At 57.0% G+C, this 26,613-nt stretch carries 21 protein-coding genes; 14 read left to right on the top strand and 7 right to left on the bottom strand.

Features of this window, described 5'->3' with window-relative positions; genetic code table 11:
- The first annotated feature begins 12 nt into the window (after window positions 1-12).
- Entirely contained in the window at window positions 13-462 is a 450-nt protein-coding gene (locus tag BLT38_RS06120) for a VOC family protein (RefSeq protein ID WP_083346945.1), read from the top strand.
- 74 nt (window positions 463-536) lie between these two features.
- Here BLT38_RS06120 and BLT38_RS06115 read toward each other — a convergent pair whose 3' ends face one another.
- Complete coding sequence (locus BLT38_RS06115; protein ID WP_083344381.1) at window positions 537-1,238, bottom strand: alpha/beta fold hydrolase; 702 nt, start codon at window positions 1,236-1,238, stop codon at window positions 537-539.
- A gap of 142 nt (window positions 1,239-1,380) precedes the next feature.
- On the opposite strand from BLT38_RS06115, the gene BLT38_RS06110 reads away from it, so the two are divergent.
- From BLT38_RS06110 to BLT38_RS06095, 4 genes are all read left to right on the top strand, one after another.
- Window positions 1,381-2,340, top strand: coding sequence for a LysR family transcriptional regulator (locus tag BLT38_RS06110; RefSeq protein ID WP_083344380.1), 960 nt, complete (start codon window positions 1,381-1,383; stop codon window positions 2,338-2,340).
- Window positions 2,341-2,439: 99 nt separating this feature from the next.
- Complete coding sequence (locus BLT38_RS21145) at window positions 2,440-3,375, top strand: TIGR03435 family protein (protein ID WP_083344379.1); 936 nt, start codon at window positions 2,440-2,442, stop codon at window positions 3,373-3,375.
- A 169-nt stretch (window positions 3,376-3,544) separates the two neighbouring features.
- Window positions 3,545-3,970: a recombinase family protein gene (locus BLT38_RS06100; RefSeq protein ID WP_083344378.1), complete on the top strand. Its 426-nt coding sequence runs from the start codon at window positions 3,545-3,547 to the stop codon at window positions 3,968-3,970.
- 179 nt (window positions 3,971-4,149) lie between these two features.
- Window positions 4,150-6,912, top strand: a complete 2,763-nt coding sequence (locus tag BLT38_RS06095) for an FG-GAP-like repeat-containing protein (RefSeq protein ID WP_083344377.1) — start codon at window positions 4,150-4,152, stop codon at window positions 6,910-6,912.
- 380 nt (window positions 6,913-7,292) lie between these two features.
- On the opposite strand, the gene accC is transcribed toward BLT38_RS06095, so the two are convergent.
- From accC to BLT38_RS06080, 3 genes are read right to left on the bottom strand one after another with little or no spacing between them, the layout of a single operon-like run.
- Window positions 7,293-8,684 carry an acetyl-CoA carboxylase biotin carboxylase subunit gene (accC, locus tag BLT38_RS06090; RefSeq protein WP_083344376.1) on the bottom strand — a complete coding sequence of 464 codons (1,392 nt, stop codon included), beginning with the start codon at window positions 8,682-8,684 and terminating at the stop codon, window positions 7,293-7,295.
- Window positions 8,685-8,694: 10 nt separating this feature from the next.
- Window positions 8,695-9,189, bottom strand: coding sequence for an acetyl-CoA carboxylase biotin carboxyl carrier protein (accB, locus tag BLT38_RS06085; protein WP_331711406.1), 495 nt, complete (start codon window positions 9,187-9,189; stop codon window positions 8,695-8,697).
- A 30-nt stretch (window positions 9,190-9,219) separates the two neighbouring features.
- A complete protein-coding gene (locus BLT38_RS06080; protein ID WP_231966783.1) occupies window positions 9,220-10,374 on the bottom strand; it encodes a M24 family metallopeptidase in 1,155 nt (384 codons plus the stop codon).
- Between the two features lie 22 nt (window positions 10,375-10,396).
- On the opposite strand from BLT38_RS06080, the gene BLT38_RS06075 reads away from it, so the two are divergent.
- Complete coding sequence (locus BLT38_RS06075; RefSeq protein ID WP_083344373.1) at window positions 10,397-11,272, top strand: metallophosphoesterase; 876 nt, start codon at window positions 10,397-10,399, stop codon at window positions 11,270-11,272.
- A 1-nt stretch (window position 11,273) separates the two neighbouring features.
- On the opposite strand, the gene BLT38_RS06070 is transcribed toward BLT38_RS06075, so the two are convergent.
- The 3 genes from BLT38_RS06070 to BLT38_RS06060 form a co-directional block, all read right to left on the bottom strand.
- Window positions 11,274-11,528, bottom strand: coding sequence for a helix-turn-helix domain-containing protein (locus tag BLT38_RS06070; RefSeq protein ID WP_083344372.1), 255 nt, complete (start codon window positions 11,526-11,528; stop codon window positions 11,274-11,276).
- Window positions 11,529-11,675: 147 nt separating this feature from the next.
- The gene (locus BLT38_RS06065; RefSeq protein WP_083344371.1) at window positions 11,676-13,436 is read right to left on the bottom strand and encodes an AMP-dependent synthetase/ligase; all 1,761 of its coding nucleotides are present in this window, start codon (window positions 13,434-13,436) and stop codon (window positions 11,676-11,678) included.
- A gap of 200 nt (window positions 13,437-13,636) precedes the next feature.
- Window positions 13,637-18,166 carry a glutamate synthase-related protein gene (locus BLT38_RS06060; RefSeq protein ID WP_083344370.1) on the bottom strand — a complete coding sequence of 1,510 codons (4,530 nt, stop codon included), beginning with the start codon at window positions 18,164-18,166 and terminating at the stop codon, window positions 13,637-13,639.
- A 275-nt stretch (window positions 18,167-18,441) separates the two neighbouring features.
- On the opposite strand from BLT38_RS06060, the gene BLT38_RS06055 reads away from it, so the two are divergent.
- The 8 genes from BLT38_RS06055 to BLT38_RS06020 all read left to right on the top strand — a co-directional run bounded on the left by BLT38_RS06055 (window position 18,442) and on the right by BLT38_RS06020 (window position 26,601).
- Window positions 18,442-18,879, top strand: a complete 438-nt coding sequence (locus BLT38_RS06055; protein WP_083344369.1) for an arginine repressor — start codon at window positions 18,442-18,444, stop codon at window positions 18,877-18,879.
- Window positions 18,876-19,985: an N-acetyl-gamma-glutamyl-phosphate reductase gene (argC, locus tag BLT38_RS06050; RefSeq protein WP_083344368.1), complete on the top strand. Its 1,110-nt coding sequence runs from the start codon at window positions 18,876-18,878 to the stop codon at window positions 19,983-19,985. The genes BLT38_RS06055 and argC overlap by 4 nt, the downstream gene beginning before the upstream one ends.
- A complete protein-coding gene (gene argB / locus BLT38_RS06045; RefSeq protein ID WP_083344367.1) occupies window positions 19,982-20,764 on the top strand; it encodes an acetylglutamate kinase in 783 nt (260 codons plus the stop codon). The genes argC and argB overlap by 4 nt, the downstream gene beginning before the upstream one ends.
- Window positions 20,761-22,065, top strand: coding sequence for an aspartate aminotransferase family protein (locus BLT38_RS06040; protein WP_419865739.1), 1,305 nt, complete (start codon window positions 20,761-20,763; stop codon window positions 22,063-22,065). The genes argB and BLT38_RS06040 overlap by 4 nt, the downstream gene beginning before the upstream one ends.
- Window positions 22,058-23,158 carry an ornithine carbamoyltransferase gene (gene argF, locus BLT38_RS06035; RefSeq protein ID WP_083344366.1) on the top strand — a complete coding sequence of 367 codons (1,101 nt, stop codon included), beginning with the start codon at window positions 22,058-22,060 and terminating at the stop codon, window positions 23,156-23,158. The genes BLT38_RS06040 and argF overlap by 8 nt, the downstream gene beginning before the upstream one ends.
- Window positions 23,159-23,295: 137 nt before the next feature.
- Window positions 23,296-24,633: an argininosuccinate synthase gene (gene argG, locus BLT38_RS06030; protein ID WP_083344365.1), complete on the top strand. Its 1,338-nt coding sequence runs from the start codon at window positions 23,296-23,298 to the stop codon at window positions 24,631-24,633.
- Window positions 24,633-26,060, top strand: coding sequence for an argininosuccinate lyase (gene argH, locus BLT38_RS06025; RefSeq protein ID WP_083344364.1), 1,428 nt, complete (start codon window positions 24,633-24,635; stop codon window positions 26,058-26,060). Before argG ends, argH begins: the two co-directional genes overlap by 1 nt.
- On the top strand, window positions 26,047-26,601 hold the full coding sequence (locus BLT38_RS06020) for a GNAT family N-acetyltransferase (protein WP_083344363.1): 555 nt from the start codon (window positions 26,047-26,049) through the stop codon (window positions 26,599-26,601). Before argH ends, BLT38_RS06020 begins: the two co-directional genes overlap by 14 nt.
- Window positions 26,602-26,613: the final 12 nt, after the last annotated feature.

Below are 26,613 nucleotides of genomic sequence, written 5' to 3'. Positions count from 1 at the left end.
AAGGAACACTCCATGAGCGACATACAAGTCGGACAGAACAGTTTTGAAATGCCTCCCAAAGAAGGCCTCAGCATCGCGCATTTTCTCACCGTGAGTGACATTGAGCGATCCGCCCGTTACTACGAAAAAGTCTTCGGAGCTCGCATCCTTACACTCGGCGATGGCAACGCCCCCTGTTACCTTCAACTCGCAAATATCTGGATGATCCTGAACGTCGGCGGCGGCCCCACACCAGACAAACCCACCGTCACACTCAGCACACCTGACCCCGACCACATCAACAGCTTCATGAACTTCCGCGTAGCAGATATGCAGGCGTCGTATCAGCTATGGAAGAGCCGTGGAGCCGACTTTCTCACAGAACCCATCGACAAATACGGTGAGATACGTTGCTATATCCGCGACCCCGATGGCTACCTCATCGAAGTAGGCCAAAGCCATGCAGGCGTGATGTACGGCTAGTAGCGACCCAAATACGACAGACCGTCATGAGGCGGTCTGTCGTAGTCAAGAAGCCTTACAGCTTCTAAGAAGATTTACTTCCCTTCCAGTGATTTCGCAGCCTTGCGAATCACATCAATGACAACATCAGGCATGGAGAGCATCGGCACATGACTGCTTTCCACCTCCGTCACAGTTGCGCCCATACGCTTTGACACCCACCGCTGCAGGTCAGGATGCACAGTGTGGTCCTTCTTCGCCAGAACAAACCAGCTAGGCTTCGTCCTCCACGCAACGCCGTTGGCATCAAGCTTCTGTTGCTGAAACAAATCAGCAACAGGCGCATAATGCGTTGCCCAAACCAGCTTCTGCTCTTCAGCGGACAAGTCTCCGCAAAAGAACTCGGTGCCGCTCGGGACCAGCCATGCACGCCCATCTGCCACCTCCACACGCGAAAAAATGTCTGAAGGATATTTGTCCAATTGGTTCTGCACCGTCTCACCTGCATCCGGTGCAACAGCCGAGATATAAACCAATCCCGCCACACGCTCATCCACACCGGCAGCCGTAATCGTAGCGCCACCATAGGAATGCCCCACAAGCAGAACTGGGCTTCCCACGCGATTCAGCGTGCGTTTGATCGCAGCCACATCCCCTTCATACGAATCCAGGCCATACTGCGCTGCAATCACTTCATGGCCATCCTTCTGCAACGCAGGAATGACCTTGCTGAAACACGAGCCATCGGCCCATATCCCGTGACAAAAAACGATAGCGAGTTTCTGTTGTGCTGACATGGTGTTACTCCTCAAGTTTGAAATTCCGGAGAACGCATCATGCGTTCTCCGTTGGCCATAGAGTGGTCCTCTCCAATCACGTGCACAAATACTTTGATTGTTTGAGCTATGCTTATTGCGCATAGCTAGAGGGGTCTCCCAAATGGAACTTCGCCATCTGCGTTACTTCATTGCCGTAGCTGAAGAAGGAAGTCTCTTACAGGCCGCTGAAAGAAGACTGCATACCGCACAACCATCACTCAGTCGACAGATTCGCGACCTTGAAATGGAACTCGGCGTAAAGCTCCTCGAACGCAAAGCCAGAGGCATTGAACTCACCGCAGCAGGTCGAGTCTTCCTCGATCATGCAAGACTCGCACTCATGCAGATCGACGTTGCGTGCGAAGCTGCAAGAAACACGGAGCGACCTCACAAACCAGGCTTCAGCTTAGGCTTCCTTCCCGGTCAGGAAGTCATCTGGCTAACCGAAGCACTGCGTGTCTTGCGCGACGACGCATCCGGTGCCGACCTCACCATCACAACAAAATCATCACCCGAACTCGCGAATGCATTAATGCAGGGCGAAATCGATGTAGCCCTGCTACGCCGTGAAACAAAAACCGTAGGCCTCGATTTCAAATTCCTCACAAGCGAACCTTTGGTAGCCATCCTGCCTGCTCGCCATCGCCTCGCGCGGCACAAAGCAATCCGCCCGGAAGACATCTGTCGAGAAGACTTCATCAGCACAGCACGCGCCGCTCCCGTTCTCAAAACTGTCATCGAGGAATACGCCGCAAGAGTTGGCATCAAACTCAAGCAAATCTACGACGCCGAAACTCTCTCAGGCGGCATGTCGCTCGTAGCATCCACAGGCGGCTTCACCCTATTGCCGTCCTACGTACAAAATGCACTCATCCGGTCAGTAGTCGCGAGGCCTCTGCACGGCGAAGTCCCAACCATCGATCTCGTCATGGGATACAACAAGTCGAACACTTCCCCACTACTTAAAAAATTTCTTCAGTGGGCCGACGAACATGCCTCTCGCGAATCCAACGTCGTCGCACGTCCTCTAAACAGCGCGGAATCAACCGCCAGAGTTCTTCGCCGAGGAAAGCCCCGATAGAAAATCGATGAAGCATGAATCCACTCCGTCGTTTACAAACCTTGAAGTCGTTCGTCCATACGTCAGTACTGACACTTAGTAAACCGATCGACAAACGGGATGAACGGTATGACAGGAAAAGGAACGGCAGCAACGCTGTTGCTCGTGGCATGCGCAATCTGCAGCCTCCATGGACAAGTGCCTCAGCCCGCTCAACCGCAGCAAGAAACAACAACTCCAACCGCAGCTCCGTTAGCCTTTGAGACGGTGTCGATAAAGCCCGCTCCTCCTGGCTCGATCCCATTCATCCCAGCATTTATCCGGGATAAGACGGCTCCAGTTTACGGGCTGCAAACGATGGCGGGAGCGGTCTGGCTGACGATCTCCTGGGCCTACCGATTGCAGATAAGTGAGGCCAAAGCAGCATTCGAAAAGCAGCCTGGTTGGGTGAAAAAGCAGATCTATAGAGTGACCTTTCGAGTTGAGGGCCAGCCCACGAACGAGCAACTGCGCGAGATGTTCCGGACTATGCTGGCAGATCGGTTCGCTCTAGAGATTCATGAGTTCACCAAAGAGGGCGCGGTGAATAAAGTTGTCCTGAGTAAGCCCGGCCTACTCGGACCGAAGATACATCCGCATACCGAGGGGACCAATTGTTCAACGCAAGGGGACGCTTCGGTGGGCAAAGCACCGGATCCTTCAACTCCATCAGTCACGAACTGCGGATTTAGTTGGTACTACACATCCGGAGGGCTGCTACACGTTGGTATAACGAACACGACCGTAGTTGACGGGGTCCGGGCTTTGGCAGGGATCGGGGTACCCGGTCTGGACACTAAGCCGATCGTAGACGGGACAGGACTGACCGGTAAGTACGATCTAACACTAGAGTTTCGACCCGATAGTGGAAGTCCTCGCGTCGATCCAGGCGCTGACGATGGCGCTCCAACATTGATTCAGGCAGTAGCGCAGCAGCTCGGAGTGCGATTAGAAAGCGGAACAGGACCAGTCAGGATCGTACTGATCGATCATATCTCTGAACCCACACCAGACTGAGGCTCCATGCCACCATCGCAGACCTAGAGGAACGTCAGAAATTTGTCCGCATGCGAACAGCTCCGTCCGCAGATGCACAGCTTTCGAAAGCAATCTCGGATCAATCACTTGATTCTGAAGCAAAATACTTTGGCGTGGCGATTGCTCGTCCAAAGCCTGGAGGAAACACATGCCTTACTTTGAACGAGTCAAGGACAGGTTCTCCGGCCCCTTCAGCCCGGCTCTCATCGCCGACCGCCAGAAGGCCGGATGGCAGTTGGTTTCAATCGAGTGGCGTCGAGAACTTCCGGAATCGGAAACACCTCACGAACCGGAACACGCAGAAGAGATTCCTTACGGTCTCCGACTCTCCGACGATTGCATGCGTCTGGAGATCGACCCTTACGAGAATGCAGTCTTGAGGCAGATGATGGATCTGCTGAGCCAGGATTTCTCCTATTCCCAGATCGTCAGTGACCTCAACGAAAAAGGACTGCGCACTCGCACCAACGCTCCGTGGGATCGCGTGAGCTTACACAAAATGATGCCAAGACTGATAGAGGTCGGCCCCAGACTCTTTGCAGAAGACAAGCGAAAGCGCTCGCTCTCTCGGTGAGTGCTTTGGTGATTCTGTGTCAGTTGGGACGGATAGTGTGGATAGAACTTGTCATAGTTTCCCAAAACGATCTTGCGAAATAGACTCCGAAGCAATTAGTGCTTTCTTGATTGTCTAACCAAAGGTTAGACTCGCCGAGGCACAATTGCTTGGGTGATCCCGTCGGAGATCTTTGTACGATGCGCTTTTCTGCTTTGCTTTGTTTTCGCGCCTTGACCGTACCTTTCTTCCTTATCTCTCTTTGCGCCGCTGCCGGGCAGAACCCCGTCACCATTTCGCTCGCGCTGAACTCTCCCGCTACCCAGGCCGCTGCTATACCCACCATCGCTACGGTCACTGTCACCGACTCAGCTGGTCCCGTTCGCTTCGGCACGGTCGATATTCTTGACGGTACTCAGAAGATTCAGACCCTCCAGCTAGTGAGTACCTCCGGGACCGGTTTCACACCGGGGACAGCGATCCTGCACCACATCTTTGCTCCCGGAACCCACCAACTCAGCGCTACCTTTCACTCCACTACCGCGAACGCCGCCGCAACCAGTTCCCCCGTCGCCCTCACAGTTACTCCAGGGAACTACACCTCCACTAGCGCCCTTCGCTACGCCCAGACGATCGATTTCTCCGTCAGCAGTGCCTATAACGAGCTAGCGGGCGCCGTGGTTGCAGACTTCAACAACGACGGCATCCCCGATATCGCCACCGTGCAAGGCTATCCCGATGCCCTGGCCGTCTCGCTTGCCGACAAACCCGGCCATTTTCTCCCGCCTGCCAACCTACCAATTACTGCCAACAACCTCGACGGCTTCATCCGCGTGCTCGCCGTCGATCTCGACGCCGACGGTCTTGTCGACCTGGTCTTTACAGGCGGAGGTGGCCAACTTACGTTGTTCTTCCGGAACAATCCCGCGTCACCGGGGTCCTTTCTTCCGGCGACGAAGGTGGTCGAGGGGCATGGAACTCCCATTGCCATTGCAGACTTCAATCACGACGGCCTGCCGGACATTGCCTACGTCGTGGGGAATGCAGTCTCCGCGAATCCCAGCGGCATTACTGTCGCGCTGAACCAGCAGTCCGCACCCGGCACCTTCACCTCAAGCGTCACCAGTTCATCGTTTTCCGGTTACGACGTCGTTGGTCTCAATGCGGCGGACATGAACGGCGACGGCTGGCCTGATCTTATCGTGCGTTGCGCGCCGTCGGATAACAGCAACACGCCTGCAGGCAGCATCACGTGGGAGTTTATCGTCTTCCTGGCTGACCCAACCCATCCCGGGCAGTTCCTCGCTCCCGCTTTTAGTAGCCCGCCCGCCCTTATCAATAGCATCGCGGTGCAGGATCTCAACCACGACGGTCTCCCGGACGTGGTGGTCTCAGGCAAGGGTAGCTTCTTCTCCGTATACCTTGGAGATCCCGCCCATCCCGGTCAGTTTCTCGCGCCTCAGAACACTACGGCACCCGGGGATCTGGCCTACTTACTGACCGTCGCCGTTGGAGACGTCGACGGCGACGGAACTCCCGATGTCATCGCGAACGATACGGGAAACGCGTTGCTCATCTTCGCTGGCAACGGCGACGGCACTTTCCGCGCGCCCAATTCACTACTTGAAGGGCTCTCGGCTACTGCCTGGGGTAACTCCGCAACCGTCATCACTGACCTTGATGGCGACGGTCTCAATGACCTCGTAACCACCGAGTCCGGCCAGAACACCGCCCAGATTTTTCTGCACGACACTCAGGTTATTGCGCCGACGCTGCAGACAGCCACCGACCTGACCGTCTCTCCCGACCTTAGAGCCGACCCCTCATACTTCTTTAACTTCGTGTCGGGTATACCTATCACATTCACCGTTACGGAAACAGCCTCTAGCGGTCATCCTACCGGCTCCGTTGATCTCGTCGACGAAGTTGGCTTTCCACCCTATAAAGCCATCGCTACTCTGCCACTCATGGGCAATACCGCGACCCTCACCACGAGCTCCCTTGCCGCTGGCGCTCACGAACTCGTCGCCGTCTTCCACGGTAACTCTCTCTATGCTCCCAGCCAGTCCGGGGGGGCGGTTCTGAATATCCTCTCGAACGACACGACAACCATCCAGCTGACAGTCACACCCAACCCAGCCGCATTCGGCAAGGCAGTCACGCTACGAGCGACTGTGACTGCGAACTATGGAACGCCGGTTAGCTCCGTCACGTTTATCGATTCGGGTAAGAACCTTGCGAGTGTGACGCTGGTCAACGGTGTTGCCTCGTACATCACGTCCACTCTTGCAGTGGGGTCTCACGCCATCCAGGTCTATTTCCCCGGCATTCACGTAGGGCAAGAGCAGACCACCCCCCCGACCACGCTCATCATCACCGACGCCGTCGCCGCGGCCGACTTTTCCCTGTCGCTGTCCTCTCCCACGGCTACCGTCACCCACGGCTCCGCCGCAACCACCACCATTTCTCTTACACCCCTCAATGGCTTCTCGGCCGCGACCTCCCTCACCTGCACCGGTGCACCCACCAACTCCACGTGCTCGATCTCTTCCCCCAGCGTCACGCCTACCGGTGGCGCCGCCACAGCCACTCTCACTCTCCAGGCCGACGTCCAGTCCGCATCTCTGACACCCCGTCGGTCTCCCTTGAATCCCGGCGCGTCCACCGCCATCGTCGCTGGAACTCTGCCCCTCGGTATATTCGCTCTGGTCTTCACCCGCCGTCGCAGAGTGGGGAGCGCCATCCCGAGGCCGCGTCACCTCATTTGCGGAGGCTCGCTCTTCCTCGCCGTTAGCCTCTTTGCCGGCCTGCTCTCCGTCGTCGGCTGCGGAGATTCCATTCGCTCTAGCGGGCCCTCCGGTCCCCAAACCCTCTACCCCGTCGCCGGAACGTACCCCCTGACGGTCACCGCTACTAGCGGCACAACCATCCACACCATTACATTCACCGTTACCATCCAATAAATTTCCCGATCGGAAGGCCTGAAAGGTCGGAGTCCCGGCAACGACCACTACTTGGTTGGAGACAACAGGCCAATGCACTCATAGACCTGAAGCAAAAGCGGACATCCGGGCCTGATTGAGAAAGAGAGATTGATGCTGTCAAGTCCTCAACCCACTTAAACCCAACAAACCACAGCAAATAGAGTTGGCATGGTATTTCCGTCAAACGGCTAAAATAGAACTAGAGACAAAGGGCCACGCTTGCGCGTGGCCCTAACTCTTTTAGAAAGACGATTTTGCCTCTAACTCCAATGGGCAGACGATTTTAGCGACGCCAGAACCGTAAACCCAATAGAAAGACGATTTTAGAAAAACGGGGGGGAGGGGGGTACCCTCCCTGCTTATGCACCTGTGGGTTCGTTCTCCGCTTCCGCCTTCTTGCGTGCAGCTTCCTTTTCAAAGAAGCGTTCCATGAACTTCGTATCGAAGTCACCCTTGCGGAAGTCGGGATCGCTGAAGATCTTCTGCTGCAGCGGAATCGTCGTGTGAATGCCTTCCACCACAAACTGGCTCAGAGCGCGCTGCATGCGGTTCATCGCCTCTTCGCGGTCCTTGCCATGGCAGATGACCTTGGCAATCATGCTGTCGTAGTAAGGCGGAACAACGCCTTCCTGGTACTGGTTCGTATCCACACGAACACCATTTCCGCCCGGCACATTCCAAGCCGTGATCTTGCCCGCGGAAGGAGTGAACTTCTCAGGATGTTCAGCGTTGATGCGGCACTCGATCGCGTGGCCATTGATCGTCGGACGAGCCGGCACAATGTCCGGTAGCTTCTCACCCGATGCAATGCGCAACTGCGCCTTCACCAGGTCGATGCCCGTGATCAACTCCGTAACCGGATGCTCAACCTGAATACGCGTGTTCATCTCGATGAAGTAGATCTCGCCATCTTCATCCATCAGGAACTCGATCGTGCCAGCGTTCCAGTAACCGATCTCACGCAGCGACCGTTCAATCACGCCGCCAAGACGCGTACGGATCTCCGGCGTAATCTGCAGCGACGGAGCTTCCTCGATCAGCTTCTGGTGACGACGCTGAATAGAGCACTCACGCTCGCCCAACGACATCACGTTGCCATGCTCGTCCGCCAACACCTGGAACTCAATGTGGCGAGGACGCTCGATGAACTTCTCCATGTACAGGTCGCCATTGCCGAAGGCGTTCAGCGCCTCGGTCGATGCCTGGTTGTACAAACCGGGAAGCTCGTCAGCCGAACGGACGATACGCATACCGCGTCCGCCGCCACCAGCCACAGCCTTCAGGATCACCGGGTAGCGCACATCCGCAGCCCACTGCAGCGCCTCTTCCACCGATCCGATAACACCATCGGACCCCGGCAGGATAGGCACGTTAGCCGCCTTCATCGTCTGCCGGGCGGTGGACTTCTCACCCATCATGCGCGTCACTTCAGGGCGCGGTCCGATGAACTTGATGTTGCTCGCGCGGCACACTTCGGCGAAGTTGGCGTTCTCACTCAGCAAGCCATAACCGGGATGAATGGCATCCACATCCGCGATCTCCGCAGCGGAGATGACTGCGGGAACATTGAGGTAGCTCTCTGCCGAACGTGGCGGACCAATGCAGATAGCCTCATCCGCAAAGCGGACATGGAGGCTGTTGCGGTCAGCCTCGGAGTATACGGCCACCGTACGGATGCCAAGCTCCCGGCAAGCCGAGATAACACGCAGCGCGATCTCGCCACGGTTTGCGATCAGGACCTTCTTGAACATGCCCACGTCCTTACCGCGGCCGTACCGCGAACAGCGGCTGACCGTATTCCACGGGCGTCCCGTTCTCAGTGAGGATCTTCACCACTTCACCGGCAACGTCGCTCTCGATCTCGTTCATGAGCTTCATGGCTTCCACGATGCACACCACTTGGCCAACGGAGATGGTGTCACCCACCTTCACGAACGGAGCAGAACCAGGAGCGGAGCTCTCATAGAACGTACCCACGATGGGCGACTTCACCTCGTGCAGCACCTCTGCCGGGGAAGCCGCCGCTGCAGGCGCAGGAACAGCCAGCGGAGCGGCCGCTACGGGTGCCGGGGCTACGTGCGGAGCAGCCGCAAAATGCGCAAACTGCGCCGGATCGAACGCGATCGGTGCCGCAGGCTGCGAAAACTTGATGCGGACATGCTGCTCTCCGCGGTGAAGATCAAATTCGGCGATTCCGTTGTCCTTCAAGAAGGAGACAAGCTCGCGAAGTTCCTGCAAATCGTTCTGTTCCATCATCTTCCTTATGCCTGCCTTGCTGTGTCGGCGTTACAGTTCCATCCAGCCTTTGTGTGCGGGGGTCAGCACCTCGGCGCCATCTTCAGTGACCAGTACAGAATCTTCGATGCGCACGCCGAAGCGTCCGGGCAGATACACCCCGGGTTCGATTGTAATCACGGTTCCGGCCTTCAGAACGTCTTTACTGTCTTTCCCTACCCGGGGAACCTCATGAATTTCCAGTCCGACGCCATGTCCGGTGGAGTGGGTGAAGTATTTTCCATACCCTGCCGCCTCCAAAACGGATCGCGCAGCACGATCCACCTCGCCACAGGTAGCACCTGCACGCACTGCGTTAACCCCGGCCTGCTGTGCAGCAAGAACCGCTCCAAATACTTCGCGCTGTTCTGCCCAGCGCACTTTTGCCTTTGGCGGCACCGGCTTTTCACCGTATCCCACAGCGAAGGTGCGGGTCATATCAGAGCAATAACCATCCAGAACAATGCCAAAGTCGAGTGTGACCAGGTTTCCCGCAGAGATGTGCGCTTGGGTGGCACGGGCATGTGGCTGGCTGCTGCGTTCACCCGAAGCCACGATTGTTTCGAAACTCATGGCTTCCGCACCGGACAGACGTGCGCGGTGTTCAAGCTCAGCAGCAATGTCTCGCTCCCGCATGCCTGGTTCAATCCACCCGAGCAGCCCCTCGTAGAGCGAACAAGTCAAAGACGCCGCTCGGCGCATGTAATCCACCTCAATGGCATCCTTGACCATCCGCAACGCTGCGATCAAGCCGTCCGCGGGAACGAAAAAGCTTCTCTTTCCTAGGGACTTCTTCATAGAAGCCAAGGCGGCGACAGTAGTTTGGCTGCGATCGAAACCACATCGGGCCGCATGTTGCTCCGCCCAATCGCATGCCTCTGCAAGTGCGGATTTCGGAGCGATGCGAACAGTCGCGCCTTGCACTTCGCGCTTAGCCTGCACTGTGTAGCGGCCGTCGGTAAATAGTCGCGCAGACACACGCGGCTCAGCCACCACGACCAATGCGGCATTTGATCCTGTGAAGCCCGTTAGATAACGGACGTCTGGAAGGTTTGTAACCAACAGCGACGGTATCGACCGGCGTCGCAACTCCTGTGCCAGATGGCGGATACGTCCGCGATGCATCATCTTTAACAGGATACGATGCCAGGTGTTTCCCTGTCGCATGGCTGAGCCGGTATCATGACGTATGTCCTCGCGGAAGAGCGCAATAGAAAACCTTACGCGACGACGGTTTCTCGCGGGCGCTGCGCTTACCGCAGGTGGTCTAACCCTTTACGCTGGCGAGATTGAACGGCACTTGCTCATGACCGTGGAGCGCACGGTTTACATCCGCAATCTACCTGCTCCGTTTCACGGCTTCCGCATCGCACAGCTCAGTGATTTCCACTTTCATAACTATGACGAATCATTCTTCGTCCGCCATGCCGTTCGGCGGGTGAATGAACTTGCGCCGGACATGGTTGCGCTCACAGGCGATTTCGTCACCACAGTCAAGGACGACAACCGCAACCAATCAGTCCCGAATGCATACGCCTGCGCCGAAATTCTGAGCGAGATTAAATGCTCGATACGCTTCTGCTCTCTTGGCAATCATGATGCGCCGATTAAGCGAGACGTAGCCGATGCGCTTGGTCGCAACGGCCTCAAGCTGTTATTGAACCAATTCACATCACTTGAAAGACGAGGCGAAAGAATCTGGGTTTCCGGCATTGCTGATGCTTACTTCGACGTGCCCAATCTCGCGCTCGCTATGCCAAAAAGAAAACCGAACGAACCGATCGTCCTGCTGGGACACGAACCGGATTTTGCCGACACCGTTGCTTCTCAGAACTACGATGTAGATCTGATGTTGGCGGGCCATACACACGGAGGACAGGTGCGGCTTCCGTTCCTACCGCCAATCCTGTTGCCTGCCATGGGTGAGAAATATGTGGAGGATCTGCACAAGGTGGGCGATTCTGCGATGCAGGTCTATGTAAATCGCGGCCTCGGCTGCATGCACCTACCATTCCGGTTTAACTGCCCACCAGAACTCACGCTGCTTACGCTGCAACCTGCCTGAACTATTTTGCGGAACGTGCTGGCTTCTTGCTTTCAGCCTTCACTGTTACCGGCTCAGGTGCCACGATGCCTGACTGGCGATCCATCCATGTATCGAGCAGGGTCTTCTTGAACCGCCAGCGGTTTCCCAGCTTAAACGCGGGCACAAATCCTTCCGAGGCATAGCGGTACAGCGTGTCGCTGCTGATTCCCAGATATCCGGCTGCCTGGCGGATATCCATGACTTCGCGAATAGCTATTTCTGCGGCGTTCGGCATGGTTTCTTCCCAGGAGATTTAGGATTCGCAGGAAGTCACAGCTTCCCGGCCCCATACTTGTACAGCTTTCCAAGTTCCGGTACAAGCAAATTCTTCTGGTTGTGTCATTTATCGGGGTTCCGGAACGCAACGAGTAAGTTAGCTATTTCATTCCGCATCCGCACCGCTATACATTGCTTCGATTTCTTTCGCATAGTTAGCAGCAACGACACGCCGCTTGAGCTTCAGACTGGGGGTTACTTCACCGCCATCCACTGTCCATTCATCGGACACTAACCGGAACCGCTTCACCTTTTCCCATGGCGCAGCCTCCTGATTCACTCGATCAAATTCTTTTTGATAAAGCTTAATGACGTTGTCATCCTGAACTAAGGTTCTGCGATCCGATGCGTTGATTCCCTGCTGCTTGGCCCACTCTTCCAATACTGGAAAGTTGGGAGAAACGATCGCAGCGACGTATTTTCGTTTGTCGCCCTGCAGGGCCACAAAGCCGATGAGCGATGAGACCTTCAGCTTGTTCTCAATCGGCTGAGGCGCAATAAACTTGCCGCCCACAGTCTTGATCAGTTCTTTTTTACGGTCAGTGATGGAGAGAAAGCCTTCCGAGTCGATCTTGCCAATGTCGCCCGTTCGGAACCACTCGCCATCCATGACATCCGCAGTCTGCTGCGGCTTTTGCCAATAGCCCTTGAAGATGCTGGGACCACGAACCTCCAACTCTCCATCCTCTGCAAAGCGCACGTCGATGTTCTTCAACTTGGGACCAATAGTGCCAAGTTTGTTGCGACCTGGCAGATTGACGGCGATGACGGGAGACGTCTCGGTAAGCCCATAACCCTCGAGAATTGGAATGCCCGCCGACGCGAACCACTGCGCCAGGTCGATGCCGAGCGGAGCACCACCGGCAACAAAGACCTTCACGCGCCCACCGAACGCCTCACGCAGCTTGCTGTACACCAGCTTGTTTGCAATCTTCCATGCCAGCGACGAAGGCTCGCCCTGCATTTGCGCCACCTTGTCGCGATGCTTTGCGCCGGTCTTGATCGCCCACTGGAAGATCTTCGCCTTTAGACCACCCGCCTTCAACGCTTTGCCCTCTGCGGATTGACGCACGCGTTCGTAGACACGCGGCACCGCGACAAAGATCGTCGGCTTCACAGCGGCCATAGCAGGCAGCACACGCTCTGGACGGTTGACATATGCCAGCGTGACATTCTCCGCATAGAACAGGTAATCAATGTGGCGTGCCGTTACGTGCGACAGAGGCAGGAACGACACCATCAGGTCATCCGGTCCGAAGCGAAATAGCTCCGTGGTCATCGAGAGATTGGAAGCGATGTTGCCGTGCGACAACACCACGCCCTTTGCATCGCCGGTGGTGCCGGAGGTGTAGATGATGGTGGCCATATCTTCCGGTTGCACAGACGCCAGAGCCTGATCGAATGCCGCATCACGCGCAGAAGAATTCTCACCTTTCACAAGATCAGCAAAAGGAATTCCGATTTCGCCACTGTCCATGGAGACGATCGTTCCCGCGAATCCCGTACCCACGACTTTCTTCGCAACATCCTGCGTGGAGACGAAGACAATCTTTGTACCGCTATCGACAAGCTGCGCCTTTGTCTGGTCCGCAGTAAGCGTGGGAAACATGGGAACATCAACAGCACCGATGGTCAAGGACGCGAAATCTGTCACAGCCCATTCCCAGCGGTTTTCTGCAATCAGACCAACGCGATCACCCTTCGCAATTCCCTGCGATTGCAGCCACGCCGCGAGGCGTCGCGTGCTCCAGTACAAAGCGTCGCAGGAGATGGCCTCCCACTGGTCGCCAACGGGTGTAAGTATGGCGCGCTCACTGCCGCGCGAAGTGGCATTCAGAAAAACGTCGTTCAGCGTACGCAGGTCCATGCGACTCCCAACAGGGCATGTATCAGCCCAACGGTCATCCTACATGGAAGCAGAAAATCTTCTGTAGGGTTGGATGACAAATCTCGCTGAAGACATGAGCTTGGAGCAAACACCGTCCACACCATCACCGTATGAAGTACTTCCTAAAAGAAAATGGACCCGGTAAAACCGGGTCCATTTCGTTGTTTTTGGGAAATGACTCAGGCCTGCGGCAACGGCACCATGCGAAGGAACCTCGGGGAGTAAGCCGGCCAATCTGCCAACATACGCGCTGCGCGTGTGCTGCCTGCCTTGGCGGCGTGCTCTTCCAGAAGAGCCTTGAGTTCTGCCTGCGCTTCTGCCTCGACCTCGTCAAATGGGACCGCCTGCAAGAACTCTGCGTGGTAACGCGTCTGCGAGAGAACAGTGTCATCCACGTCATAAATCCACGCGATACCACCGGTCATGCCTGCGCCAAAGTTCATACCGATTTCGCCGAGAACGACAACCGTACCGCCAGTCATGTATTCGCAGCCGTGATCACCCACGCCTGCAACGACTGCTGTAGCGCCGGAGTTACGCACGGCGAAGCGCTCGCCTGCATAGCCCGCAGCAAACAGTTTGCCTGCCGTTGCGCCGTACAGTGCAACGTTGCCCAGCACCACGTGATGGCCACCGCTTCCAACCGCCATGCCGCGTGCACGGATGACGATTTCTCCGCCGCTAAGCCCCTTACCAACGAAGTCATTCGCTTCACCGGTTAGAGTCAGGTGCATGCCTTCGACGGCGAATGCGCCAAAGCTCTGCCCGGCGGTGCCAACAAGGTTGATATTGATATCCGGCACCGGCATTGGCGATTCCGCCTTGGCACGCAGCACTGAAATCTCACCAGCAATACGAGCGCCTACAGCACGATCACGGTTGGCAATGACCTCCATGACCTCGTACGGCTTGCCTTCCACCACCGCCGCCAGCGCGGGTTCCACCCACGGCTCATCCAAGGCCGGACGGCTCTCCGGGCGATCGTTGCGAATGCCAGCCCACTTGCGCGGACCTTCTCCAACCTGTGCCAGCATCGGAGAGAGATCCAGACCGCCGTCGGCACGCACCTGCTGTAGTAAGTCGACGCGTCCGATTGCGTCTTCGATGGAGGCGAGGCCGTAGCGCGCCAGCAACTGCTGCAGATCGCCTGCAAGCTGCTGGAAGAAGCGCACTACATGCTCCGGCTTGCCACGGAAGCGAGCACGAAGCTCTGGCTTCTGCGTAGCAATGCCCGTGGGGCACGTGTTCAGATGGCACTGGCGAGCCATATCACAGCCCAGCACAACCAAAACCGCCGTACCAAAGGCGTATTCATCCGCGCCGAGCAGCGCTGCGATCAGAACATCGCGTGCGGTGGACAAACCACCGTCTGTGCGCAGACGAACACGTCCACGCATACCATTCGCCATCAACGTCTGCTGCGCCTCGGCCAGACCAAGCTCCCACGGATTGCCAGCGTACTTGATCGACGAAAGCGCCGCAGCGCCTGTGCCACCCACGTTGCCCGCGATGACTACGTAATCCGCATACGCCTTCGCAACACCGGCTGCGACTGTACCTACGCCACAGCTTGAAACCAGCTTCACGCCCACAGCAGCGCGCTTGTTCACGCGCTTCAGGTCGTGGATCAACTCCGCCAGATCTTCAATGGAGTAGATGTCGTGGTGCGGCGGCGGCGAGATCAGAGGCACGCCCGGCTGCGCATGACGCAGACGCGCAATGAGACCAGAAACCTTGTGACCGGGAAGCTGGCCGCCCTCACCGGGCTTGGCTCCCTGCGCCACCTTGATCTCAATCTCTTCCGCATGAGCAAGGTATTCTGCCGTGACGCCGAAACGTCCGCTGGCTACCTGCTTGATGCGATTGTTCAGCAGCGAATGAATTGCAGGAGCCTCAACCATCGGCTCTGCAACAGCAACACCGCCCTGCGCAGGCTTGTTCACAAACGCGGCAGCCTCACCAGGCTGCGGCACGCGACGGTTGCCAGGATGCGTACGGTAGACGTCAGAGTCCTCGCCACCTTCACCCGTGTTGCTCTTACCGCCAAGCGTGTTCATCGCAATGGTGATGGTGGTGTGCGCCTCAGGGCTCAGTGAACCAAGCGACATCGCCGAAGCAATGAAGCGCTTGTACATCGAGGAAGGCTGCTCCACCTTATCCAATGGCAGTTCCGCACCAGCCGGAGAAATCTCCAGCAGCTCACGCAACACCGTGGGATCATTGCTGGAATCCACGGCGGACGAGTAAATCTGGAATGCCTTCGCCGGATCTTCCGGGAGAGCCACGTTACGTGCCGATCCCACAACAGACTGCAACGCCTTCACGTGCGACGGCGCCCACGCGTGCGGTTCCGCCAAGTCCGCCTTGCGGAACTTCACCCAACCGTAGTCCGGCAGGTCGATCTTCGCCTGAAGCTCGTCGGATACAGGTGCTCCCCAGTTCTGACGGATAGCGTGCTCGATCTGGGCAAATCCGGCACCGCCAATGGGAGCAGGAGTGTTCGGGAAGCAGCGATCCACCACTTCGTTGCCCAAACCAAGAATGTCGAAAGGATATGCACCGCGGTAGCTGTCCACCACGCTGACGCCCATCTTCGACATGATCTTTGCGAGACCAGCATCAAAGGCCTTCAGCATCTTCACTTCCGGCACCTTCGGATCGCCGTCGGCACCGGCCGTTGCACGTGCCGTCTCAAGTGCCAACCACGGACACACTGCACCCGCGCCATAACCAATCAGCACAGCAGCATGATGTACATCACGCACATCGCCTGCTTCCACCGCAATGCCAGTGGCAGTGCGCAGGCCTGCCTTCACCAGCGCGTGATGCACGACGCTGACGGCAATGGCCATCGGAATTGGCAGGTTATCGGCATCAGCGTACCGATCGCTCAGTAGGAGGATCTCAACACCGGAGCTGACCAACTCAACAGCGTTGGTGCACAGAGCCTCAATGCCGACCTGCAGTGAGAAGTCCTTGTTGAATACACACCTCAACTCACGCAACCGAAGCGTATCGCTATGCGGATACTTACCCTGACGCAGAGCATCAAGCTTGCCCACGGAAAGGAACGGCGATCCCAGCGACATACCGGGCAATGTCGCATGCTTGTCCAGCATGTGCGACCACGGTCCTAAACGGGTATGGAGAGAGACAACGATGGCCTCACGCAGAGGATCGATTGCCGGATTGGTCACCTGCGCAAAGCGCTGCCGGAAGTAGGCATAGATAGGACGCGGTGTGCGTGCCAACGGAGCCAACGGAGTGTCGTCGCCCATGGACCACACTGCGTCCTTGCCGTCCGCTGCCATCGGCGTCAGAATCATGCGCACATCTTCCTTCGTGTAACCGAAGCTCTTCTGTGCGCGGGCGATGGCGTCGAAATCAGTCGGTGGCAGATCAACCCACTCCGCTGAAATCGTCAGATCGTCGATCAGTGCTGCGTAAGAGCCGTCCTCATCGAACAGGTCCAGCAACTGATCGTTCTCGTAGATCTTCTTCGCTTCAAGGTCGACTACCAGCATCTGACCGGGGCCAAGACGTCCGCTGTGAAGCACCGTTTCTGGATCGATATCGACCAAACCAGCTTCCGAACCAGCAACAACGAGACCATCCGTTGTGATGGCGTAGCGGCTCGGACGGAGACCATTGCGGTCGAGCGCAGCGCCCACGTAGCGACCATCGGCAAATCCTAGCGCAGCAGGACCGTCCCACGGCTCCATCGTGTCGCGGTGATATTTCAGAAACGCCGAATCACGGTTGGTCACCGCAGGCGGCAGCAGAACACGGATCGCCTCAGCGATGCTGTAGCCATTACGCGTCAGCAGCTCAACGGTTTCATCGAGCGATGTGGAATCCGTGCCGTCCTTCGTCAGGATGGGCTGGCACTCTGCAGGCAGCGTGGAGTAACGAGCTTCCATGCGTGCGCGATTGCCCCACACGGTGTTGATTTCACCGTTGTGCGCCAGCATGCGACCCGGCTGCGCACGATGCCACGCGGGCGTGGTGTTCGTCGCATAACGCTGGTGGAACAGCGCATACGGAGTCACATATCCAGCATCCTGCAGGTCAGGAAAGAATTCCGGCAGCAAGCGTCCGCTGCACATGGACTTGTAAACAATCTTGTTCGTGGAAAGTGAAGCGACATAACCGGACGTTTCGCCTGCCTCAAACTTCCGCTCAAAGCTCTTGCGCGCCAGGTACAGGCTGCGCTCCAAATCTTCAACATCTGCCGTCACTAATACATGACGGATTTCCGGCATGGTTCCCAGAGCAATCTCACCCAGCACTTCCGGCTTCACCGGAACATCGCGCCATGCCAGTACCGTAAGACCCTGCTCTACCAGGCATGCTTCCAGCACATCGCAGGTATTCGCACCCTTCTCATTGACGAAGACCACGCCAACGCCCAGCGGCCTTTCATCAGCAAGCGTCACGCCAGTTGCAGCCAGCAGAAGCGCACGCGGAACCGCCGTCATAATGCCCACACCATCGGAACTCTTACCATCTGCAGCCACAGCACCACGATGAGCCAGGCGGGCAAGTGCCGTCAGGGCGTCTGTAAGCACCTTGTGTGACGGTTTATTTCCGGAATCCGCAACAAATCCAACACCACAGGAGTCGTGGTCAAAACGCGGGTCGACAAGCGAGCGCACTGGACGACAGGCACTCGTGACCTCAGAACGGGTCGGCAAAATCTGGGTAGCCATAGCTCATTCTACTGCGCAAAAACACCGCCGGATAGCGGAAACGCAGTCTTTCTGTAAGGGTGCCTAACCATTTCCCGCGAACGTAGCGGAAATGCACAACGGGAAGTCTTGACTGGTAGGGCTCTGTATATTTATACATGTTTATGCATACTTATGCATCGGCGAATTTGCGCCATGCATCCAATGCATAGCCGGGAGACGGCTCTTAAATTCTCTCGCTACCGCCCCCACCACAGGTCAACGGCAGCTATCTTCTTCGGGTGTGAGGCATCTTCATGAAACAGCAGCGCCAATCAGCAATTCGCGAGCTTCTGGTGACGACCGCAATCGTCAGTCAGGATGAGCTTCGCAAGAAGCTGCAGAAGCGCGGTTTCACTGTCACGCAAGCGACGCTTTCTCGCGATTTCCATGAGCTTCGCGTTTACAAGGGACCGAATGGATATGCGCTCCCGGGCGATTTAGATGAAGAGGATGACGATCCCGGCATCAAGGAAACACTTTTCAACTTTGGCCTGGAAGTAAAACAGGCTCAAAATCTTCTCGTTCTCATCACACGCACCAGTGGAGCGCAGCCCGTAGCCGCGGCACTGGATTACGAAGATTGGCCGGAGATGCTGGGAACGATTGCCGGCGACGACACGGTCCTTGTCATCTGCGCCGATTCAAAAGGCGCTGCCGCGCTGAAGACGCGCATGGAAGAGTTGATCGGATGAGCACAGCACTGTATGAAACGGAGCCGCTGGCTACGCTGGCGAAGCTCCCACGTTCCACCGTTCGCACCGCCGTTGCAGGCGTCACTGGTTACGCTGGTGGCGAACTTGCGCGTTTGCTGTTGAACCATCCGCGCCTGCGCGAGACGCAGCCAATCTTCCTTGGTCGCATGGGCTCTGAAGCGGACGGCACCACGGTATACGATCTGCATCCGCACATTGCGCATAACGAAATTAGCGCCCCCGCAGTCGTTCCCTTCACATGGGAGACATTGCGCGACAGCGGCACAGAGATTCTTTTCCTTGCGACGCCGCATGAACAGTCGCGCGAGTGGGTTCCATTCGCACTGGAAGCGGGAATGCGCGTCATCGACCTATCCGGTGCATGGCGTCTGCATGACGCTGCAAACGCAGCCGTGTACAAGCTGCACGATGCCAATCCTGTACTCGCTGCAAAGCTGCAGGAAGAAGCGGTCTACGGCAATCCGGAACTGCATCGCGACGAGATTCGTGAAGCACGCCTTGTCGCGAATCCCGGCTGCTATTCCACCAGCATCATCCTGGCGCTCGCACCGTTTATCCGCGCCGGGATCGTCGATGTGGAACACGGCATTGTGTGCGATGCGAAGAGTGGTGTGAGTGGCGCGGGCAAAGCACCGACGGCGAAAACACACTTCATGTATGCCGCTGACAATCTTTCGGCATATGCGGTCTTCGGACATCGGCACACCGGCGAAATGTTGGAACAGCTTGGATTGAGCAGCGATCAGATTCAGTTCACACCACATCTGCTGCCCATTCCACGCGGCATTCTGTCGACCATCTATCTGCGGTTGAACGAAAAGAAATCTGCCGCGGAAGTAGAAGCAGTGCTGCGCAATTTCTACGCTGGCAGCCCAATGGTGCGAGTTCATCGCTCAGGTGATCTGCCGCAGATTCAGCACGTGGCACGTACGAACTATTGCGATATCGGATTTGAGCTTGCGCCCGATGGTAAGCGGCTCGTTGTTGTTTCCTGCCTGGACAACCTCCTCAAAGGGGCTTCCGGACAGGCTGTTCAGAACTTGAATGTGATGTGTGGTTGGAAGGAATCGGAGGGACTCCTGTGAAGTATGTCGTGAAACTTGGGGGTGCCGCTCTGGAGAAGCCGGAACTACTTCACGCGATTGGCAAGGCCATCGCGGAACTGGTTGCGGACGGGCATCAGGTGGCAATCGTGCACGGTGGTGGCGTTCAGTTGACTAAGACGCTGCAGGCACTGGGTAAGAAGAGTGAATTCATCAGCGGTCTGCGTGTGACTGACGCGGAAACGCGTGACGCTGCGTTGATGGTGTTGGCAGGCCGCGTGAATAAGTCATTAGTCGCTTCGCTGGGTCAACAGGGACAAGCTGCTGTGGGCATCTGTGGTGGTGACGGACATGTGTTCCGCGCACGCAAGAAGCAGACCACACCGGACCTCGGCTTCGTTGGTGAAATTGCGGCGACCGATCCGCGCTGGCTGGATGCTATCTGGAAGATGGGCGCCGTGCCCGTCATCAGTTCCATTGCGCTTGGTTTCGACGGCGAGTACTACAACATCAACGCCGATGAAATGGCGAGCGCAACCGCTGTTGCGACAAAAGCCGACGCATTGATCTTTCTCACCGACGTTCCTGGCGTGAAGGGTGCGGATGGCCAGGTGATGCGTTGGTTGTCACTGAAAGAAATCCCGCAACTCGAGAAACAAGCCGTCATTTCAGGCGGAATGCTGCCAAAGCTGAATGCCTGCCGTGATGCCCTGCTGGGCGGCGTGAAGCGCGTTCGCATCTTACCTGCCGAGGCGGCAAAGGTATTGCCGGACCTGATCAGTTCGCGCGTGAACGACGGAACGGAGGTTATGGTCGCATGAACAAATTCAATCAGCACGACGACATCATCCTTAACGGAGGCGCAGCAGACATGAACCTTGTTGCTACCCAGGCCGCGGAGAAGAAGCTCCTGCTTCAGACCTATGACCGTCACCCGATTCTCCTCACGCGCGGCGAAGGCGTGCACCTGTTTGATGATGCTGGGAACCGATATCTGGACTTACTGAGTGGCATCGGTGTGTCCGCGCTTGGCTACGGCCATCCTGCGATCACCAAGGCTATCCACGAGCAGACTGCGACCCTGCTTCATACGTCGAACCTTTTCTATCACCAGGGCACTGCCACGCTTGCTGTCAAGCTGACAGAGATCACCGGCATGGATCGCGTCTTCTTCTGCAACAGCGGCACGGAAGCGTGGGAAGCTGCGTTGAAGCTGGCCCGTGCGCACGCAGGTGTTTTGCGCGCCGAAGGCAAGAACATTGGTACGCGTTTCATTGCCATGGAGCACAGCTTCCACGGCCGTACCATGGGCTCCGTTGCCACGACGCACAAGCAGAAGTATCGCGAGCCGTTTAACCCGGTGATGCCGGACGTCATCTTCGTTCCGTTTAATGATGTGGATGCACTGCGTGCAGCCTTCGACGAGAACGTGTGCGCGATTGCGTTGGAGTGCCTACAGGGCGAGGGTGGTATTCACCCCGTCTCGAAGGAGTTCCTCTCTGCCGCACGTGCACTGTGTGACCGCAGCGGCGCTCTGCTGCTCTGTGACGAGATTCAGAGCGGTATGGGTCGCACCGGCAAGTGGACGATGTATCAGCACTACGGCATTCAGCCGGATGTGACCACGCTGGCCAAGCCGATTGCAGGTGGCCTGCCGATGGGTGCAATGCTGTGCACAGAAGAAGCTGCGCGCGCCATCACGCCAGGCATGCACGGCACCACTTTTGGTGGAGGGCCGCTGGCTTGCGCTGTTGCGATCGCCGTCATTGATGAGATTCAGCAGTCACGTCTTCTCGCGCATGTAACCGAAGTGGGTGATTATTTCATCGCGCAGCTTCGTGCGCTTGCTACGGGACATGACAGCGTGTTGGAAGTGCGCGGTGCCGGCTTCATGATCGGTGTTGAAATGAAGTCTGCGGAGATCGCAAAAGAGGTTGCGGACAAGATGCTGTTTGAACGGCACATTCTGATCAACCGCACCAGCGAAACCGTGCTGCGCTTCCTTCCTCCCTATCTGATTACGAAGGCGGATGTTGACGAAACGATTGCTGCATTGAGCAGCCTCATTGCAGATGCTGAGACGGCACAGGCCGCACTCGCAGAGGAACAGGTCCATGGGTAGCAAGACAGTTGTTATGGGAGGCACTTCAGGCGCTTCCGACGTACTCGATATGCCAAAGCCGAAGGTTGCGCTTGGCATTCAATCCGACGCAGGTTTCACCGAAGCAGCGAAGAGTCTGCGCGGTCGGGACCTCTGTTCCATGAGCGACCTTTCCGTACAGGAACTGGCTGCCATCATGGAGCTGGCGCACGCAGTCAAGGCGCATCCGGAAGATTTCAAACACGCGCTGGATGGCAAGCAGATGGTGCTGATCTTTGAAAAGGCATCGCTGCGTACACGCCTCACCTTTGAAGCAGCCATCAACACGCTTGGCGGCAACGCAATTTTCTACGACCAGACACAGTCGCCGCTCGGCGAGCGTGAATCGCTCTCAGACGTGGCGCATAACCTGGAACGCTGGATGAATGTTATTGTCCTGCGCACCTATGCGCACGAGACAGTCACCGAGATCGCCGACATCAGCAAGGTTCCCGTGATCAATGCACTCAGCGATTACGAGCATCCCTGCCAGGCCATCACGGACTTCATGACCATTGAAGAACGCTTTGGCACAGCAGAAGGTGTGAAGTTCACCTACGTTGGGGACGGCAACAATGTGTGCAATTCGTTGATGCTCTGCGGCGCTCTGTTGGGCGCACACATGACCATCGCAACTCCCAAAGGCTACGAACCGAAGTTGGAGATCATTCACAAGACGATGGCCATCGCCGAGGACACCGGCGCAACCATCACTCTGACGCATGATCCCATCAAGGCAGTAGAGGGCGCAGATGCAATCTACACAGACGTCTGCATCTCCATGGGCCAGGAAAATGAGACCACCAAGCGCACGCCGATCTTCAAGCCCTATCAAGTAAATGAAGCTCTGATGGCGCATGCCACGGATCACACCATCTTCATGCACTGCCTGCCCGCACATCGCGGACAGGAGGTGACGGATGCCGTCATCGACAGTGAACAGTCGGTGGTCTTCGATCAGGCAGAAAACCGTATGCACTCGCAGAAGGCGTTGTTGCTGATGCTTCTGGGCGGAGCAAAGCGTATTCCACGCGACCGCGGCGTAAACGGCAAGCGCCGTCGGACCCTCGCATAGACCTCACAGCGGCTGTAAACACATTTGTAGCCGCTGACTTACACTAAAGTTCCCGGAAAGATTCAGGCCCGGCCACGCTGTACGAAGCGCTGCCGGGCTGTCACACGCTGGCAATACCTGCACGAAAGGCCTCACTGATGTCCGTCATTCTCGAATCGCTTCCCACCGGCCAGAAGGTCGGCATCGCTTTCTCCGGCGGCCTGGATACCTCCGCGGCTCTGCACTGGATGAAGCAGAAGGGTGCAATCCCCTACGCCTACACCGCGAATCTGGGACAGCCGGATGAATCCGATTACGACGCGATCCCGCGCAAGGCGCTGGAGTACGGCGCAGAGAAGGCTCGACTGATCGATTGCCGTGCGCAACTTGTCCGTGAAGGCATCGCCGCATTACAGTCCGGCGCATTCCACGTCACCACGGCTGGCGTCACTTACTTCAACACCACGCCCATTGGCCGCGCCGTTACTGGCACAATGTTGGTCACGGCGATGAAGGAAGACGACGTCAACATCTGGGGCGACGGTTCCACCTACAAGGGCAACGACATCGAGCGTTTTTATCGCTACGGCCTGCTCGTGAACCCGGACCTGAAGGTGTACAAGCCTTGGCTGGACGCCACGTTCATCGATGAACTGGGTGGCCGCAAGGAGATGAGTGAGTTCCTTATCCGCTCTGGCTTCGATTACAAAATGTCGACGGAGAAGGCGTACTCCACGGACTCCAACATCCTGGGCGCAACGCACGAAGCCAAAGATCTCGAGTTCCTGAATAGCTCGATGAAGATTGTCGCGCCCATCATGGGCACGGCGTTCTGGCGCGACGATGTGGATGTGAAGCGTGAACAGGTAAGCGTCCGTTTTGAAGAAGGCACTCCTGTTGCGTTGAACGGCAAGGAATACAACGACCCCGTGGAATTGATGCTGGTGGCCAACCGCATTGGCGGACGCCACGGTCTCGGCATGTCTGACCAGATCGAAAACCGCATCATCGAAGCAAAGAGCCGCGGCATCTATGAGGCGCCGGGTCTTGCACTGCTCTTCATCGCGTATGAGCGCCTGATCACCGGCATCCACAATGAAGACACGATTGAACAGTACCGCGAAAATGGCCGCAAGCTGGGCCGCCTGCTCTACCAGGGCCGCTGGTTCGATCCGCAAGCGATCATGCTGCGTGAAGCTTCGCAGCGCTGGGTTGCGCGTCCTGTCACTGGCGAAGTCACGTTGGAACTGCGCCGGGGCAACGACTACTCAATCCTGAACACGGAGAGCCCCAACCTGACGTTTGCTCCTGAGCGTCTATCGATGGAGAAGACGGAATCATCGTTCTCTCCGCGCGACCGCATTGGCCAGCTCACCATGCGGAACCTGGACATCACGGACACGCGTGCCAAGCTAGCGACGTACGCTGCCAGCGGCCTCATCTCTCTGAGCAGCGGCTCAGAGATGCCCAAGCTCAAAGGTGCGGAAGAAGCGTAATGGCGAACGAAGCAAACAAGATGTGGTCAGGCCGTTTCCGCGAGCCGTTGAACAAAGCATTCGAGCAGTGGCAGCGTTCGTTCCCATTTGATTGGCGCTTGTTGCCACAGGAAGCTGCGGCCAGCAAGGCGCATGCAAAGACTATTGCTGCCGCAGGCATCCTCACCAATGCTGAGTTGCAGTCCATTCTGAATGGGCTCGACTCACTCGCGGATGACTTCGCAAACGAGCGTCTGAACCTGAAGAGCGATGTTCCCGAAGACATTCATCACTTCGTAGAACTTGAACTGAAGGAACGCATCGGCATCGTTGCGCTGAAGCTGCACACCGGCCGTAGCCGCAACGAACAGATCGCTACCGACTTGCGCCTGTATGTTCGCAGTGCACTTGACCGCGCAATCGCGAATCTTGCAGCATGGGCTGCTTCCCTGCTCGCGCTCGCTCAATCTGCGGGCGAACATGCAATGCCAAGCTACACGCATCTGCAGCGTGCAGAACCTGTTCTGGTTGCGCATTGGCTCATGGCTTACTTTGAAATGGCCATGCGCGACATCACGCGTCTGCAGGATGCACGCGCACGCATGAACTTCTGCCCGCTCGGTTCCGGCCCGATCGCGGGCGCAACGCTTAAGCTGGATCGCACCATCGCCGCAAAGGAACTCGGCTTCACTGCTCCGACCGCGAACAGCATGGATGCAACCAGTGACCGTGACTTCGCACTGGAGTTTGCGCAAACCGCAGCAACCATCGGCCTGCATCTGTCGCGCTTCGCAGAAGAGATCACGTTGCATGCAACCGCAGAGTTCGGATTCATCGAACTTCCTGAAGCATTCAGCACCGGTTCATCTGCTATGCCGCAGAAGAAGAACCCCGATCTGACTGAGCTGGTACGCGGCAAGAGCGGACGTCTGCTCGGCGCAGCAACCACCTTTGCCACCATCATCAAAGGACTTCCGTTGGCCTACAACAAGGACATGCAGGAGACGCAGGAAGCCACCTTTGAAGTTGCCGAAACGCTGGATGGAATGCTGCCGCTGCTTGCTCCGTTTACCGCGGCACTTCAGTTTCGTTTCGACCGCATGGAGAACGCTGCAACACACGGCTATCTGAATGCGATGGCTGCTGCAACGTATCTGGTTTACAAAGGTGTTCCGTTCCGCACAGCGCATGAGAAGATCGGCAATGCAGTTCGTTTCGCGCTCGATACGAACCGCGAACTGAATGATCTGAACGTGGAAGAGTTAAAGCAGTTCGGTGAAGAGTTCGGCGATGACTTCCAGCAAGCCATCACGCTGGAAGCGACATTGGACTGCCACGACGTTATCGGTGGCACGGCGATCCACCAGGTAAAAGAATCACTCGCTTCGGCGCAGAAGAGGATTGAAGAACTCAAGCGCCAGATGGAGACAGAACATGCCCTCGGCTAGTGTTCGAAAGGCGCGTCTACAGGACGCGGCCAACATCTTCGAACTGGTCAACTCGCTCTCCGGCGACGGTACGCTACTGCGCCGCCAATACGCGGAGATATGCGAAAACGTACGTGACTTTTATGTTGCCGAAAGCGAAGGCGGTGTCTTTCTCGGCTGCGGCGCGCTGCATCTGTACGGCCCGCATCTGGCTGAAGTGCGCTCCATCGTGATGAAGCCAGAGGCCAAGGGACAAGGCGCGGGTGGCATGCTGCTGAAGGCCCTTCTTCAGGAAGCGGAAGACCACGGCGTGCAAACCGTCTGCCTGTTCACGCGCATTCCTGACTTCTTCTTCCGCTACGGCTTCCGCACCACGATGGATCGGACCGCGTTGCCGGACAAAATCTACAAAGATTGCCAGAAGTGCCCGCGTCTGCACGCATGCGACGAAGTGGCGATGTTGCGCGGCCCAGTTCCTCGCGTTGCAGTTCTTGGCCCTGCCAAAATTAAGCAACCGGAGCTGGTTCCACTCCAGATTGCCTTCACAGGCACCGATCACTAAAAGCAAAGGCGG

It is taken from the genome of Terriglobus roseus (genome assembly GCF_900102185.1).
GTDB classification, from domain to species: Bacteria; Acidobacteriota; Terriglobia; order Terriglobales; family Acidobacteriaceae; genus Terriglobus; species Terriglobus roseus_A.
The sequence above is the reverse complement of the archived record's forward strand: the minus strand, read 5'-3'. Positions and strand labels throughout refer to the sequence as shown.